A 15,272-nucleotide genomic window follows, 5' to 3' on the forward strand; every position below is an offset into this window, starting at 1 on the left:
GGACGCATGATGGCCAGCACGGTTCCTCCCGTTGATCCCGCGATGACCCGCCCGGGCATCTCGGTGCCCTCGATCTCGCTGCTCGGGCGCGATCTGACCGCGTCGATCGTCGTCTTCCTCGTCGCGATGCCGTTGTGCATGGGGATCGCGATCGCCTCGGGCGCGCCCGCCGAGAAGGGCCTCATCACCGGGATCATCGGCGGGATCATCGTCGGCGCGCTCGCCGGCTCTCCCTTGCAGGTGAGCGGTCCGGCGGCCGGTCTGGCGGTGATCGTCTATGAGCTGGTGCGCGATCAGGGGCTGGCCGCGCTCGGCCCGATCCTGGTGGTGGCGGGCGCGGTGCAGGTCGCGGCCGGCGTGTTCCGGCTCGGCGGCTGGTTCAAGGCGATCTCGCCGGCGGTCGTGCACGGGATGCTCGCGGGCATCGGCGTGCTGATCGTCGTCGGGCAGTTCCACGTCCTGTTCGACCATCGACCGTTGCCGAGCGGGCTCCAGAATCTCGCGGCGATGCCGGGGCGGCTGTTCGGATTGTCGCCGAGCAATCTGCAGGCGACCGAGTTCGCCTTCGCGATCGGCCTGGTGACGATCGCCGCGATGATCGGCTGGGAGAAGTTCCGCCCCGCCGCGCTGCGGCTGTTGCCGGGTGCGCTGGTCGGGGTGCTGGTCGGCACCATCGTCTCGCTGCTGTTCGCGCTGGACGTCGCGCGGGTGCAGGTGCCCGATTCGATCGTCGCCGCGATCACCCCGCCGAACGGCGCGGGCTTCGCGCGGTTGCTCGACCCCGCAGTGATCGCCGCCGCGGTCGCGATCGCGTTCATCGCCTCGGCCGAGACGTTGCTGTCGGCGGCGGCGGTCGACAAGATGCACAATGGCGTGCGCACCGACTACAATAAGGAGCTGCGTGCGCAGGGCGTCGGCAATCTGCTGTGCGGGTTCGCGGGTGCACTGCCGATGACCGGGGTGATCGTGCGCAGTTCCGCGAACGTGCAGGCGGGCGCGGCGACGCGATTGTCGGCGATGCTGCATGGCGTCTGGATCCTCGCCTTCGTCGCGGCGCTGCCGTTCGTGCTCAAGCTGATCCCGATGGCAGCACTGGGTGCGATCCTCGTCGTCACCGGCTTCCGGCTGGTCAGCGTCAAGCACGCGACGCACCTGTTCCGCGACTATGGCGTGTTGCCGGTGCTGATCTGGGCGGCGACGCTGGTGACGGTCGTGTCGACCGACCTGCTGACCGGGGTGCTGGTCGGGATCGGGCTGACGATGCTCGAATTGATCCCCAACCTCCACCGGCTGCGGCTGCGTGTCTATGAGGGACAGGAGGCCGACACCCATGCGATCACGCTGGACGGCACGGCGACGTTCGTGACGTTGCCGAAGCTGTCGGAGACGCTCGACCGGGTGCCGACCGGCACGCCGGTGCGGATCGACGCGACGCGGCTCAACGCGGTCGATCATACCAGTGCGGAGATGCTGCGCGACTGGTTCCAGCGGCGTCGCGCCTCGGGTCAGTCGGTCAAGGTCACTGGTGCGCGTGGCCGGATCGCCACACTGAACGACGATCAGCACTGACGTTACCGGCTGGCAATGTTTTGATACCATTCCGAAACATTGCTGCAACGCGGCGTAAATAGGTTTAACGCGTGAGCCAGCCATCGCCCTGCCGCTCGTCATAGCGGGGGAGAGCGAAGCGGACCGCAAGCAGGAGGAGCCTCTTACCATCAGGAGGTTCCATGAAGTACGCATTCCTCGTCCCCGCCGCCATGCTGGCGTTGATCGCCGTTCCCGCCGCCGCGCAGGAAGAAGCACCGCCCAAGCCGGTCACCGTCTCGGGCTCGGTCGGGCTGGTCAGCGATTACCGTTTCCGTGGCGTGTCGCAGTCCGATGAGAACCTGGCAGTGCAGGGCGGTTTCACGATCGCGCATGAGAGCGGCGTGTATATCGGCACCTGGGGATCGAACCTCGCCGGCTGGGGCACGTTCGGCGGCGCCAATATGGAGCTGGACCTGATCGCCGGCTTCAAAACTCCGATCGGCGACGGCGGTACGCTCGACATCGGCGCGACCTGGTACATGTATCCGGGTGGCTTCGATAACACCGACTTCATCGAGCCGTACGCCAAGCTGTCGGGCACCGCGGGGCCGGTCAGCCTGACCGCGGGCGTCGCTTATGCGCCCAAGCAGGAAGCGCTCGGTGCGTGGTATGCCAACGGCACATCGGCGGCGAACGGCGTCTACGACCGGCCCGGCGCGAAGGGCGACAATCTTTACGTCTGGGGCGATGCCGCCGCGGGCATCCCCGGCACCGGGCTGACCGCCAAGGCGCACGTCGGCGCGTCGAGCGGCAACAAGGGGCTCGGGCCGTTCGCGACCAGCGTCGCGCCGACCGGTGCCTATGCCGACTGGCTGCTGGGCGTCGACTATACGATCCCGAGCACGCCGCTGACGGTTGGCGTCGCCTATGTCGACACCAACATCTCGGATCGCGAAGCCGCGTATCTCCAGCCGAGCTTCAGCCGCGGGCAGGATGGGGTCGGCTCGATCGCCGGGGCCAAGGTGGTCTTCGCGCTGACCGCGGCGTTCTGAGGGGGTAAGCGAGCCTTTGGCTCGCGCGCTCGCGTCGCGAGCGCCGACCCCTCACCCAACTGCGACTAAGACTTTGCTGCGCAAAGCCTAAGTCTGCGCAACCCTCTCCCCTCTGCGAGGGGAGAGGGCAGAAGACGTATCGGTGATGGGGCGGGGGGTTTGTATCCCCCGCCGCCATCCCACATAAGGGGGCAAGCAATTTCAGGAGTGCCCCTTGGCCACGTTAGGCATGTCACCCGCCGAGAAGGAAGCGGTCCAGCGGTTCCGCGCCGACGTCGTCGAACCGTCGATGACGCAGCTCGTGATCGTCGACTTCTGGGCCGAATGGTGCGGGCCGTGCAAGGCGCTGACGCCGGTGCTGGAGAAGGTCGCGGCCGACTATGCCGATAAGGGCGTGGTGCTGGCCAAGGTCGATACCGACAAGGACCAGTTCATCGCGGCGCAGTTCCAGATCCGCTCGATCCCGACCGTCTACGCGATGTTCCAGGGGCAGTTGGTCGCCGACCTGACCAGCGCGCGCACCGAATCGCAGCTGAAGGCGATGCTGGACCAATTGCTGCGCCAGCTGCCGATCAGCGGCGAGGCACAGTCTCAGGAGGCCGAGCTGGAGCCGCTGATCGCGATGGGCGAACAGGTGCTGGCCGAAGGTGACGCAGAGCGTGCGTTGTCGATCTTCGATCAACTGGCCGAGATGGCGCCCGAGCATCATGCGGTGCTGTCGGGGCGTATCCGTGCGCTGGTCGCGGCGGGGCAGGTCGACGACGCCGATGCGGCGATCGCGGCGTTGCCCGAGGATGTCGCGAAACTGCCCGACGTGCAGCGCGCGGTGGCGGCGCTGGCGCTCGCCAAATCGGCGCCGGCCGTCGACGATCTCGCGCCGCTGGAGGCGGCGGTGGCGGCGAACCCCGACGATCTGCAGGCGCGTTTCGATCTCGCCAATGCGCGGATGGCGGCGGGCGATCGCGATGCGGCGGCAAGCGGATTCCTGTCGATCGTCGCGGCCGACCGTGCGTGGAACGACGATGCGGCGCGCCAACAGCTGCTCAAGCTGTTCGAGGTCGTCGGGCTGGAAGACCCATGGGTGTCCGCGCAGCGCCGCAAGTTGTCGGCGATCCTGTTCGGATGACCGAGACGACGCGGCTCTCGATCTTCCCGCTGCCGGGGGCGTTGCTGTTCCCGCAGCTGCACCTGCCGCTGCATATCTTCGAACCGCGCTATCGCGCGATGGTGTCCGACGCGATGGCGCGCGACCGGCGGATCGCGATGATCCAGCCGCGCCCCGACAGCGAGGATGCCGATGCCCCCGACCTGTTCGACATCGGCTGTGTCGGTCGGATCGCCGAGGTCGAGGCGCTCGACGACGGGCGCTACAATCTGATCCTGCAAGGACTGTCGCTGTTCCGCGTGCGGCGCGAGCTGGTGGTGACGACGCCGTTCCGGCAGGTCGAGGCCGAGCTGTTGCCGGTGACGGAAGACGAGACGCTGTCGCTGGGCGGTCGCGCCTCGCTGGAGATGGAGTCGCGCCGATTCGCGGAGGCGCATGGCTATAGCGTCGACTGGAAGGCGGTCGGGCGGCTGGATGACGTCAGCCTCGTCAACGGCGTCGCGCAGATCGCGCCGTTCGATGTGGCGGCGAAGCAGGCGCTGCTGGAGGCGCCCGACCTGGCGACGCGGGCCGAGATGCTGGTGCAGTTGATGCAATTCTTCGGTCGGCACGACGGCGAGGATCGGGTGACATTGCAATGACGATCGACGCGTGGCTGCTCGAACGACTGGTGTGCCCGGCGACTCGGACGCCGTTGCGCTACGATGCCGATCGGCAGGAGCTGGTGTCGGAGGCGGCGGGCATCGCCTATCCGGTGCGCGACGGGGTGCCGGTGCTGCTGGTCGAGGCGGGACGGCGGCTGGACTCCTCGTCATTCCGGACTTGATCCGGGATCCCGCTTCTTTTCCACCGAAGTAAAGGGCGGAGCCCCGGATCGGGTCTGGGGCGACGGCACCTACCGCATCGCCAGTTGCGGGAAGGCGGCGCGGAACCCTGCCACCTTTGGCTTGTCCCAGCGCACGATATAGGGATGCGTCGGGTTCCGACGGAAGAAATCCTGATGATAGGATTCGGCCGGATAGAAGCGGCCCGCCTCCAGCCGCGTCACGATCGGCTGCGAGAAGGCGTGGGCCTGTCTCAGTTGCGCGATATAGGCGGCGGCGACCGCGCGCTGCTCCGGCGTCTGCGGGAAGATCGCCGAGCGATAGCTGGTGCCGCTGTCGGGACCCTGACGGTTCAGCTGCGTCGGATCGTGCGCGATCGAAAAATAGACGCGCAGCAAGGTGGCATAGCTGACCACGCGCGGGTCGTAGGTGATGCGGATCGCCTCGGCGTGGCGCGTCGTCTCGCTGCTGACCGCCTGATAATTGGCGCTCTGCGCGGTGCCGCCGGCATAGCCCGCCACGACATCGCGGACGCCCTTCACCTGCTGGAACACCGCCTCCATGCCCCAGAAGCAGCCGCCGGCCAGCACGGCAATCTGCATTCCCGCGGTCGCGGGCACGTCGCGCGCCGCGGCGGGGATCGAGACGGCGCGCTCGGCCTGGGCGGTGCCGCAGCCGGCGAGCAGGAGCGGCAGCGCCGCGATGAGGGCGAGAAAGCGCGTCATGCGCCTGATATGGGTTGGCAAGCGTCGCTCCGCCAGAGCGACCGACAGCGGATCAGCGCGTGGCGTGCGTCGCCGCATAGGCGTTGGTCGGCAGCTCAGGCTGCGCGGCGTGGATCGCCAGCATCCCGGCGGCACCGATCAGGAAACCACCCGCGAACTGCCATGCGAAGCTGGACTTGATGAAGCGGATCATCAGCTGCTCTCTTTTCCTTGGCCGCGTGTGCGGCATGTCGCTCATTCGTCATCAAGTCGCAAAAGCAAGTGACGACGAACGCAACATTAGCCTCGACGCCTGAACGCCGGCTTGGCCGCTCGTTCATCTGGCGTCGATATACGGACAGCGACGCTGCCGCTCCATCGCAGAGTGCGAAAGCGATCGTTTCGCGAAAGCGCCTATTTCAGCGCGGCACACGCCGCCTGGATGCGCTGGCACGCCTCGGTCAGCAGCGCCTCCGAGGTGGCGTAGCTGATCCGCATCGCCGGTGAGACGCCGAACGCCACGCCCTGCACCGCCGCGACCTTGGCATCGTCGAGCAGGTAGCCGACGAAATCGCTATCGGTTTCGATCCGCTTGCCCGTCGGGGTCGACTTGCCGATCACGCCTGCGACGCTGGGATAGACGTAGAAGGCGCCTTCGGGCTTCGGGCAGGTGATGCCCTCGGCCGCGTTGAGCATGTCGACCACCAGATCGCGGCGGACCTGGAACGCCTGTGCCCGCTCCTTGAGGAACGACTGATCGCCGGTCAGCGCCGCGGTCGCCGCGGCCTGCGCGATCGAGCACGGATTGCTGGTCGATTGCGACTGGAGCTTGGCCATCGCCTTGATGAGCCAGGTCGCGCCGGCCGCGAAGCCGATCCGCCAGCCGGTCATCGCATACGCCTTGGAACAGCCGTTGACGGTCAACGTCCGCTCGTAGAGCGATGGGCAGACCTCGGCGATCGTGGCGAAGCGGAAATCGTCATAGACGATATGCTCGTACATATCGTCGGCGAAGATCCAGACGTGCGGATGCCGCTCCAGCACCGCGCCCAGCGCCTTCAGCTCGTCGACGGTATAGGCCGCGCCGGTCGGGTTCGACGGCGAGTTGAGGATCAGCCACTTGGTCTTCGGCGTGATCGCCGCCTCGAGCATCGCCGGGGTCAGCTTATAGCCGACGTCCGCGCCCGCCGCGACGATCACCGGGATCGCGCCCGCGAACTGCACGACGTCGGGATAGCTGACCCAATAGGGCGCCGGCACGATCACCTCGTCGCCCGCGTCCAGCGTCGCGACCAATGCGTTGAAGAGCGTATGCTTGCCGCCGACGTTCACGCTGATCTGCGCCGGGGTGTAGTCCAGCCCGTTGTCGCGCTTGAACTTGGCGACAATCGCGTCCTTCAGCTCGGCGGTGCCGTCGACGTTCGTGTACTTCGTCTTGCCGGCGCGGATCGCCGCGATCGCCGCCTCCTTCACGAAGTCCGGCGTGTCGAAATCGGGCTCGCCCGCGCCCAGCCCGATCACGTCGACGCCGGCCCGCTTCAGCTCCAGCACGCGGCTGGTGATCGCCAGCGTCGGGGAGGGATTGATGCGGTCGAGCGCGGCGGAGGTGTGCATGATGGGCGCCTTTGACTAGGAAGCGCTGCGCCTATGCGACGGTCGGCCTCATTGTGCAACCGCGAGCGTCGCTCGCATTAGTCCGCGCAACGCATTCCCGACGAACAGCCCGTCGCGCAGATCGGCCACCGTCAGATCGTCTTCCACCGCCTTGCCCGAATCGAGCAGCTCGCCGCGCAGCACGCCCGGCAGCAACGGACCGGCGCGTGGTGTGCGCAACGTGTCGCCCCGCGGCACGAACAGGTTGGTGTAGCTGCCTTCGGTCAGGCGTCCATCGGGGGTGAAGAACAGCACCTCGTCGGCTCCGCTCGCGGCGCGGGCGGCGTCGTAGAAGCGGCGATCGCTGGTCTTGTGGCGCAATCGCCAGTCCCGCTCGCCGACCGGCAGCGGGGCGAGCGCGACACGCAGCGGCCGGTCGGGCGCGGGCGGCGCGGCGGCGACCTCGATCGCGACCACGCCGCTTTGCGACACCATCAACCGGACGCGGGCGGCGGCGCGCAGCCGGAAGGTCGCGGCCTGCAGTTCGTTGCGCGCGGCATGGCGATCGAAAACGAAGCCGAGCGCCGCGGCGCTGGTGCGCAGTCGTTCGAGGTGCCGCTCGATCCGCAGCACGCCTTCGTCCGGGTCGAACGCCATGGTTTCGAGCAGATCGACGCGCCGGCGCGCGCCGGCAAGGAACGCCGCCTTGGCCATCGCTTCATCCCATTCGTCCTCGACGCGGGAATCGGCGACGATCCCGCCGCCGATCCCGATCACGGCATGGTCCGCGCCCTCGTCGATCGTCAGCGTGCGGATCGCGACGTTGAACGCCGCGCTGCCATCGGCATCGATCCGCCCAATCGCGCCGGTATAGGTCCCGCGCGGCGTGCCGCGCTCGACCGTGGCGATCGCCTGCATCGCGCGGACCTTCGGCGCGCCGGTGATCGAGCCGCATGGAAAAAGCGCGGACAGCACGTCGACCGCATGGCGTTCGGGCGCGAGCGTCGCCGTGACCTTCGAGGTGAGCTGGTGCACGGTGGGATAGCGCTCGACCGCGAACAATTCGGGCACGGCGACGCTGCCCGCAACCGCGACGCGCGACAGGTCGTTGCGCATCAGGTCGACGATCATCAGGTTCTCGGCACGCTGTTTGGCATCGGCGGCCAGCGCGTGCGCGACCGCGAGATCGATCGCGGGATCGGCGTTGCGGCGCGCGGTCCCCTTGATCGGGCGGCTGACAAGCGCATCGCCATCGCGCGTGAAGAACAATTCGGGCGACAGCGACAGGATCGTCTGCGCACCCGTGGCGACCAGCGCACTCCACCCCGCACCCGCCGCCTGCCGCAAGCCGGCATAGAGCGCGAGCGGATCGCCGATGAACGGGACGCGCGCGCGAAAGGTGAGGTTGAGCTGGTACAGGTCGCCCGCGCGGATCAGCGCCTGTGCGGCCTCGAACATCGCGCGATAATCCGATCGCGACGGTTCGGGCTCGGGCGCGCCGGTCCACGCGCCGGCCGCGTCGGGGAGCCACGCGGCGACGTCGGCGATCTCCTCATGCCTGTCGAACAAGCCAAACCATGCCAGTGGCGTGGCGCAGTCGGGCTCGCGCCCGGCCGCCGGCTCGAACGCCGCGCCCGCGCCATAGGAGAGGAAGCCCGCCGCTGCGCCGGGCCACGAGCGGATCGCCGCCAGCACGTCGTGCACCTCGGCCGGCGTCTGTGCGGCGAGCACCCGCCGCGGCGCGTGGTACAGCCTCGCGCGATCGAGCCCGGAACGGGCATCGTGGAGCAGCACGAAAGGAGCGGCGGGACGCATCGCCGCCATTGATGCCCGCAGGTCGTTACGCCCGCAAGCCGCGTTGCGTCCGACAAAGGTCGAAGTTAATCGGCCGGGACCGGCGATCCGGCATCCCGGCAGGAGTTTTCCCCATGACCGACACCCCCTTACGTGCCGCGATCGTCCCCGTCACCGCGATCGAGCAGAATTGTACGCTGATCTGGTGCACCGCCACGATGAAGGCGGCGGTGGTCGATCCCGGCGGGGATCTGCCGCGCATCCTCGCCGCGATCGGGCAGGCCGGGGTGGCGGTGGAGAAGATCCTGCTGACGCATGGTCATATCGATCATGCCGGTGAGGCGAAGCCGCTTGCCGGGCAGCTGGGCGTGCCGATCGAAGGGCCGCACGAGGCGGATCGTTTCTGGCTGGCGCGGCTCGACGAGGACGGCCGCAACTGGGGGATCCGCGGCGTGGTGTTCGAGCCCGACCGCTGGCTGTCGGACGGCGACACGGTGACGATCGGCAACCTGACGCTCGACGTCTACCATACGCCGGGGCACACCGCGGGGCACGTGATCTTCCATCACGCGCCGTCGCGATTCGCGCAGGTTGGCGACGTCCTGTTCCAGGGCTCGGTCGGGCGGACCGACCTGCCGCAGGGCGATCACAAGCAGCTGATCGAATCGATCGTGACCAAGCTGTGGCCGCTGGGCGATGAGACGGCGTTCATCCCTGGCCATGGCAAGCCCAGCACCTTCGCGCACGAGCGCGCGCACAATATGTTCGTCAGCGACCGCGCGCTCTCGGCCTGAGACGGACACGACGGTGCGCTCCGGGCGTTGACGGCACGGAGGTCATGTGACGGGCTTTGCTTGCAACCGCCGGGGAATTCGCTATAGGCGCGGGGCTTCGCGATGCGAGCCGATGCCCGGCTGTCTGCCGCGGCCGGTGCTCGCATCGTCCGCGCGGCACCGTGCACCGGCTCGTCGCTCTTATGAAATACTAGTCAAATCAAGGTGCCACGATGGCCGTCCCCAAGCGAAAGACTTCTCCCTCCCGCCGTGGTATGCGCCGCGCGCACGACGCCTTGTCGGTCGAGGCCTTCCAGGAATGCCCGAACTGCGGCGAGCTGAAGCGCCCGCACAACCTGTGCACCGCGTGCGGTCACTACAACGGTCGCGAGGTCATCGCGGTCGACGCCTGAGCCTGACCGGGTACAGGCACAGCTTCGGGAGCGAGGTTCAGTGATTTCCGACAGGTCCCGGATCGCCGTCGATGCGATGGGCGGTGACGAGGGGCTGGCGGTGATGCTGGCCGGGGTGGCACGCGCGTGCCGTCGCTACGACGACGTCAACTATCTGTTGGTCGGCGACGAGGCGGCGATTCGCGACGGGCTGTCCCAGCATCCCAATCTCGCGCAGCATTCCGAAATCGTCCACGCTCCCGATGTGATCGCGGGCGACGAGAAGCCCAGTCAGGCGATTCGTCGTGCCAAGACGACCTCGATGGGGATCGCGATCGACTGCGTGAAGCAGGGGCGTGCCGCCGCGGCGGTGTCGGCGGGCAACACCGGCGCGTTGATGGCGATGGCCAAGCTGTCGCTGCGGACGATGCGCGGCATCGACCGGCCGGCGCTCGCTGCGCTGCTCCCGACGCTGGGCGACAACGACTGTGTGATGCTCGACCTCGGCGCGAATACCGAATGCGATGCGCGCAATCTCGTGCAGTTCGCGGTGATGGGCGCGGCCTATGCGCGTACCACGCTGGAGCTGGATGCGCCGCGCGTCGCGCTGCTCAACATCGGCAGCGAGGACCAGAAGGGCACCGGCGAGATTCGCGACGCCGCGCAGATGCTGCGCGCCGCGCCGCACCTGCCGATGAAGTTCACCGGGTTCGTCGAGGGCGACCGGCTGTCGCGCGGCGAGCATGACGTGATCGTCTGCGATGGCTTCTCGGGCAATATCGCGCTCAAGACCGCCGAGGGCACCGCGCGGTTCGTCGCCGACCTGCTCAAGCGCGCATTCCGCAGCTCGGTGCGCTCGAAGGTCGGCTTCCTGATCTCGCGCCCGGCGACCGAGCTGCTGCGCGATCACCTCGATCCCAACAACCACAATGGCGCGGTCTTCCTCGGGCTCAACGGGCTGGTGGTCAAAAGCCATGGCAGCGCGAACGAGCGCGGGGTGGCGACCGCGATCGGCAATGCCGCCAAGATGGTGCGTGCCGACCTGACCCGGCGGATCGTCGAAGATTTGCGCCATTTCGAAGCGAAGGCCGCGGCATGATCCGTGCGGTGCTGACGGGGACGGGATCTGCGCTCCCCGCCCGTCGTGTTTCCAATGCCGAGCTGGCCGAGCGCGTCGACACCTCCGACGAATGGATCGTCGAGCGTACCGGAATCCGCTTCCGCCACATCGCGGGGGAAGGCGAGACGACCGCGACCTTGGCGCGCGATGCCGCGATCGCCGCGATCGCGGCGGCGGGGCTGGTCGCGGGCGATATCGACCTGATCGTGCTCGCCACCGCTACGCCCGACAACACCTTCCCTGCCACCGCCACCAAGGTGCAGGCGATGCTGGGGATCGATGATTGCGTCGCGTTCGACGTTGCGGCGGTCTGCTCGGGCTTCCTCTATGCGGTGCAGGTCGCCGACAGCATGATCCGCGCCGGCGCGCACCGCCGTGCGCTGGTGATCGGTGCCGAGACGTTCAGCCGCATCCTCGACTGGGAGGACCGCACCACCTGCGTGCTGTTCGGTGATGGGGCGGGCGCCATCGTGCTGGAAGCACGCGACTCCGCCGGGGATGCGCGCGACCCGGCCGCGCGCGGCGTGCTCGCGACGCGGCTCCATGCCGATGGTCGCCATAATGAGTTGCTTTTCGTCGACGGCGGACCCTCCACGACGGGCACGGTCGGCAAGCTTCGGATGAAGGGTCGGGAGGTATTCCGCCATGCCGTCGTCAATCTGGCGGCAGTGATGGAGGAGGCGTTGCGGGCCGCCGGACTGCCTTCCGGCACGGTCGATTGGGTGGTGCCGCATCAGGCCAACGCGCGCATCCTGGACGCCACCGCACGCAAACTTTCCCTGCCGTCTGAAAAGGTTGTGGTCACCGTCGACCAGCACGCGAACACCTCCGCCGCATCGGTGCCGCTCGCGTTGGACGTGGCGGTGCGCGATGGCCGGATCAAGCCCGGGCACCTGGTCGTGCTGGAGGCGATGGGTGGCGGATTCACCTGGGGTGCTGCGGTCATCCGCATGTAGGCCGCGACGGGCCGCTGCATCGACAATTCACGCCATTCGTTCTAAGCGGGAGCTGAATTGTGCAACCTTTCCGGGGGGTAGAGGGAAGTCGATGACTGAAGCAGGTACGTTGACGCGCGCCGATCTGGCGGAGTCGCTTCACAAGCATGTGGGCCTGTCCCGCGCGGATTCATCGCGGCTGGTCGAGCAGATCCTCGACCACATGTGCGGCGCGCTGTCGAAGGGCGAGAACGTCAAGATCTCGGGTTTCGGCACGTTCGTGTTGCGCGACAAGGGCGAGCGGATCGGCCGCAATCCCAAGACGGGCGTCGAGGTGCCGATCGCACCCCGCCGCGTGCTGACCTTCCGCGCCAGCCAGATGATGCGCGACCGCATCGTCGGGGGCTGAGCGTTTGGCGTCGGACGCCAAATCCGCCGCCGCGTTTCGCACTATCGGCGAGGTCGCTCAGGCAACCGGCCTCGCCCCGCATATCCTGCGGTATTGGGAAGGGCGCTTCCCGCAACTCCGGCCGGTAACACGCGCGGGCAACCGCCGGTATTACCGGCCCGAGGATGTCGCGCTGGTCGAGCGGATCGACCGGCTGCTCAACCGCGAAGGCTATACGATCAAGGGCGTGCAGCAATTGCTGGCACGCGAGCCGGCCGCAGCGCCGCCACCCGCCCCGGTCGCGGCGACACCGACGCTGATCGCGATCCGCAACCTGCTCGCCAAAGCGATCGACGACGATTGAGCCGTGCCCACGGGCGCGCGTGCGTTCCCGCGGCTACGCCGACCTGCTCACCGCACCGCGCGCGTCGATCAGCGCCTGATAATGCGCGATCAGCGCCTGCGCATGTTCGCGGTCGCTCCAGACCTTCGTCGCCGCAACCGCGGCCGCGCGGCGGAGCAGCGGCTGATCGCGTGACGCCATCGCGACGATCGCGCGCGCGCATTCATAGGCGTCCCCACCGCGATACCATTCGCCGAACGCCGGCTGCGCGACCGCCGAGGCGCCGCCGCGATCGGGGACGATCAACGGCAAGCCCGAGGCGAGTGCCTCGGACGCGACCAGCCCGAACGGCTCGGTGTCGCAACCGTGGATGAAGGCGTCGGCGCTGGCCATGATCGAGGCGAGCTGCCCGCGGTGATAGACCGGGTGGAACATGCGTACGTGCGGACTTTCGGCGATATGCCGCTCGAGCGTCCGCGTGTCCGGCCCCAGCCCCAGCAACAGCAAGCCGACGGGGAGCCTGGCCCCGGCGCGGCGCACCGCGTCGATCACCATCGGCCAGCGCTTTTCCGGGTGATGCCGCCCGACCCCGATCAGCAGGAAGGCGTCGTCGGGCAGCCCGCATTGTTCGAGCATCGCCTTGCGGAGCGTCGCGCTGCGCAGCGCGGGCGAGAAATGCTCGCGCTCGATCCCGAGCGTCATCGTGGCGTCGATGCGCACCCCGCGCGAGCGCAACCGCTCGGTCAAGACCGGCCCGTTGGTGACGACGGTGTCGAAGCGATCGAGCCAGCGGTTCATGTAGCGATCGTACCAGCCGAATGCGCGCTCGATCGTCGCCTCCGACGCCACGCGCGAGAACCAGCGCTTGGGATAGCTCTCGACATTGTCGTTGTGCATGAACCACGCGCGCACCGCGTCGCCCCGCCAGTCGGCAACGATCGCCGCCGAGCGCCACGGCGCGCAATTCTCAACGACGTCGGGGCGGTAATGATCGAGTAGTTCGTGGATCGGCGCCGCGTCCCAGAACAGCCCGTAATTGGAATCGAACGGAATGCCCGGCGACCTGACGTAATGGATGCGCGCGCCGCCGGGGCGCTCCTCGACGCGATCCTCGCGACCCGGCGCGATCACGATCTGCTGGTGCCCCATTTCGGACATCAGCGCCATCTTGCGATCGAGGTACGAGCGTACCCCGCCGCCGGTCGGCGAGTAGAATTCGTTGACGTCGACGATCCGCATGGTCCCGCCTCCCGATCAGCGCATGAAGCCGAAGCCGCCCAGCCCGCGCAGATATTGCGCGCGGATCGTGGTGCGGGTGACGCCGGGGCCGACGTCGATCAGCGCGTCGACCAGCTTGGGACGCGCGCGGCCGATCTTGTGGTTGCTGGGAAAACCGGCGCCATCGCTCCAGAAGTTGAACTTGCGCTTTCCGTCGCGGTCGTGCCCGAGGAACAGCGCGTAGCGGCCGGGTTGCGGTACGCGGATGCAGATCGATGCATCGCCGGATGCGGGCGGCGCCACCGACACGCGGCGGAAGAACTTGCCCTCGCGCGCCAGATCGCCGTCGCCGGCAAGGAAATCCTTTTCGTTCGGCGGATACAGCTCCAGCTTCAGCGTGCCGGTACGATCCTTCAATCCGGTGACGGTCGCGAGGATCGCGGGGCCTTGCTGCGCGCCGCTGCACGCCGCGGCATCGCTGCCCAGCACCTGCGCGCGCGCAGCGGGCGTGGCGAGCCCGAGCAGCGCCGTCAGCGCGATCTTCAGCGTTCCTGGCGCCATGCGCGCATCCTTTCCGTCACATATACCGCGCCGAACAGCAGCAGCAGCAGCCCGTGCATCGCCACGGTCGACGCTGCGGTGAACGCCATCAAATCCGACAACGTACGGTCATGCCCGATCACCAGGATCGCGAAGTTGGCGAAAAGCAGGTCTTTGTTGGGCAGGAACGGCAACCGCGACACCAATTGCCGACCGGCGATCAGGAACAGCCACATGCCCAGCGAGACGCTGGGGATCGCCCATGCCCAGGCAAGCGCGATCGTCACGCAGGTGCCGCCGATGCGTAGAAGGTCGATCCAGAAGATGAACCACAGGTCGCGGCGCGGCAGCGAGAAGACACGCTTCGAAAACAGGATCAGCCCTAGCGAGAGCGCGGTGGCGAAGACCAGCGACCAGATCATGGCCTCCACCACGTCGGGCGAGATCAACTGGTAGCCGAGCGGCAATGCCACCAGCCCGAGCAACAGCGCGGTGACGTTGCCGGTGATGCCCGAGACGATGCTGACGTCCTTCACCGCCCCGAACGGTGCCGCGACCATCGCGAGCCGCGCACGCGCCCAAGCGTAGAAATAGGCGTCTCCCGAATAGCCGATCAGGATGTCGTTCGCGATCCGCTTTCGGTTGAGCGCGGGAAAGGCGGTCGGCGGGACGTTCCACAGCCGTCGGAAGATGATGAAGTCGCAGACCGGCAAGGTGAAATACGAGGCGACGAAGAACAGGTAGAAGCCCCATGACTCGGGCACGATCCGCCGTAGGCCGGCCAGCCCGTCGTCGAACAGCTCGTATCCGACCCCGATCAGCATCGCGAACGTAAGGATCGTCGCCAGCAGGACCGGCCAACGCCGCCGAAGCGTCTGGACCGGCTTCAGCGCGACCAGCGGCGCAACGTCGGTCGTGGACATGATCGAGGGAGTTGATGCTGGCTCGTCGACGCGCAATC

At 67.9% G+C, this 15,272-nt stretch carries 18 protein-coding genes; 11 read left to right on the plus strand and 7 right to left on the minus strand.

Annotated features, from left to right (window positions below; all coding sequences use genetic code 11):
• Positions 1-42: 42 nt before the first annotated feature.
• The 5 genes from PGN12_03725 (at position 43) to PGN12_03745 (ending at position 4,513) form a co-directional block, all read left to right on the plus strand.
• The gene (locus PGN12_03725; protein MEH3102993.1) at positions 43-1,569 is read left to right on the plus strand and encodes a SulP family inorganic anion transporter; all 1,527 of its coding nucleotides are present in this window, start codon (positions 43-45) and stop codon (positions 1,567-1,569) included.
• Positions 1,570-1,730: 161 nt separating this feature from the next.
• Entirely contained in the window at positions 1,731-2,582 is an 852-nt protein-coding gene (locus PGN12_03730) for a TorF family putative porin (GenBank protein ID MEH3102994.1), read from the plus strand.
• Positions 2,583-2,811: 229 nt separating this feature from the next.
• Positions 2,812-3,708, plus strand: coding sequence for a tetratricopeptide repeat protein (locus PGN12_03735; protein ID MEH3102995.1), 897 nt, complete (start codon positions 2,812-2,814; stop codon positions 3,706-3,708).
• Positions 3,705-4,328, plus strand: coding sequence for an LON peptidase substrate-binding domain-containing protein (locus PGN12_03740; GenBank protein MEH3102996.1), 624 nt, complete (start codon positions 3,705-3,707; stop codon positions 4,326-4,328). Before PGN12_03735 ends, PGN12_03740 begins: the two co-directional genes overlap by 4 nt.
• Entirely contained in the window at positions 4,325-4,513 is a 189-nt protein-coding gene (locus PGN12_03745; GenBank protein ID MEH3102997.1) for a Trm112 family protein, read from the plus strand. Before PGN12_03740 ends, PGN12_03745 begins: the two co-directional genes overlap by 4 nt.
• Before the next feature lie 69 nt (positions 4,514-4,582).
• Here the strand turns inward: PGN12_03745 and msrA are convergent, their stop codons facing one another.
• The 4 genes from msrA to pabB all read right to left on the minus strand — a co-directional run bounded on the left by msrA (position 4,583) and on the right by pabB (position 8,632).
• A complete protein-coding gene (gene msrA, locus PGN12_03750; GenBank protein MEH3102998.1) occupies positions 4,583-5,236 on the minus strand; it encodes a peptide-methionine (S)-S-oxide reductase MsrA in 654 nt (217 codons plus the stop codon).
• A 52-nt stretch (positions 5,237-5,288) separates the two neighbouring features.
• Positions 5,289-5,429, minus strand: coding sequence for a hypothetical protein (locus tag PGN12_03755; GenBank protein MEH3102999.1), 141 nt, complete (start codon positions 5,427-5,429; stop codon positions 5,289-5,291).
• Between the two features lie 200 nt (positions 5,430-5,629).
• Positions 5,630-6,829 carry a pyridoxal phosphate-dependent aminotransferase gene (locus tag PGN12_03760; GenBank protein MEH3103000.1) on the minus strand — a complete coding sequence of 400 codons (1,200 nt, stop codon included), beginning with the start codon at positions 6,827-6,829 and terminating at the stop codon, positions 5,630-5,632.
• Positions 6,830-6,877: 48 nt separating this feature from the next.
• On the minus strand, positions 6,878-8,632 hold the full coding sequence (gene pabB, locus PGN12_03765; GenBank protein ID MEH3103001.1) for an aminodeoxychorismate synthase component I: 1,755 nt from the start codon (positions 8,630-8,632) through the stop codon (positions 6,878-6,880).
• A 104-nt stretch (positions 8,633-8,736) separates the two neighbouring features.
• Here pabB and PGN12_03770 point away from each other — a divergent pair, with 104 nt between their 5' ends.
• The 6 genes from PGN12_03770 to PGN12_03795 all read left to right on the plus strand — a co-directional run bounded on the left by PGN12_03770 (position 8,737) and on the right by PGN12_03795 (position 12,574).
• Positions 8,737-9,396, plus strand: coding sequence for an MBL fold metallo-hydrolase (locus tag PGN12_03770; protein ID MEH3103002.1), 660 nt, complete (start codon positions 8,737-8,739; stop codon positions 9,394-9,396).
• Positions 9,397-9,608: 212 nt separating this feature from the next.
• A complete protein-coding gene (gene rpmF / locus PGN12_03775; GenBank protein ID MEH3103003.1) occupies positions 9,609-9,788 on the plus strand; it encodes a 50S ribosomal protein L32 in 180 nt (59 codons plus the stop codon).
• Positions 9,789-9,831: 43 nt separating this feature from the next.
• Entirely contained in the window at positions 9,832-10,866 is a 1,035-nt protein-coding gene (gene plsX, locus PGN12_03780) for a phosphate acyltransferase PlsX (GenBank protein ID MEH3103004.1), read from the plus strand.
• A complete protein-coding gene (locus PGN12_03785) occupies positions 10,863-11,843 on the plus strand; it encodes a ketoacyl-ACP synthase III (GenBank protein MEH3103005.1) in 981 nt (326 codons plus the stop codon). The genes plsX and PGN12_03785 overlap by 4 nt, the downstream gene beginning before the upstream one ends.
• Before the next feature lie 91 nt (positions 11,844-11,934).
• The gene (locus PGN12_03790) at positions 11,935-12,231 is read left to right on the plus strand and encodes an integration host factor subunit alpha (protein MEH3103006.1); all 297 of its coding nucleotides are present in this window, start codon (positions 11,935-11,937) and stop codon (positions 12,229-12,231) included.
• A gap of 4 nt (positions 12,232-12,235) precedes the next feature.
• Positions 12,236-12,574: a MerR family transcriptional regulator gene (locus PGN12_03795; protein MEH3103007.1), complete on the plus strand. Its 339-nt coding sequence runs from the start codon at positions 12,236-12,238 to the stop codon at positions 12,572-12,574.
• Positions 12,575-12,607: 33 nt separating this feature from the next.
• Here PGN12_03795 and PGN12_03800 read toward each other — a convergent pair whose 3' ends face one another.
• Genes PGN12_03800 through PGN12_03810 form a run of 3 tightly spaced genes read right to left on the minus strand, consistent with a single transcriptional unit; the run spans position 12,608 to position 15,234 of the window.
• Positions 12,608-13,792 carry a glycosyltransferase gene (locus PGN12_03800; GenBank protein MEH3103008.1) on the minus strand — a complete coding sequence of 395 codons (1,185 nt, stop codon included), beginning with the start codon at positions 13,790-13,792 and terminating at the stop codon, positions 12,608-12,610.
• 15 nt (positions 13,793-13,807) lie between these two features.
• Positions 13,808-14,332 carry a DUF2141 domain-containing protein gene (locus PGN12_03805; protein ID MEH3103009.1) on the minus strand — a complete coding sequence of 175 codons (525 nt, stop codon included), beginning with the start codon at positions 14,330-14,332 and terminating at the stop codon, positions 13,808-13,810.
• The gene (locus PGN12_03810; GenBank protein ID MEH3103010.1) at positions 14,314-15,234 is read right to left on the minus strand and encodes a hypothetical protein; all 921 of its coding nucleotides are present in this window, start codon (positions 15,232-15,234) and stop codon (positions 14,314-14,316) included. Before PGN12_03810 ends, PGN12_03805 begins: the two co-directional genes overlap by 19 nt.
• Positions 15,235-15,272 lie beyond the last annotated feature (38 nt).

The sequence above is a fragment of the Sphingomonas phyllosphaerae genome, from assembly GCA_036946405.1.
Lineage (GTDB): Bacteria > Pseudomonadota > Alphaproteobacteria > Sphingomonadales > Sphingomonadaceae > Sphingomonas > Sphingomonas phyllosphaerae_D.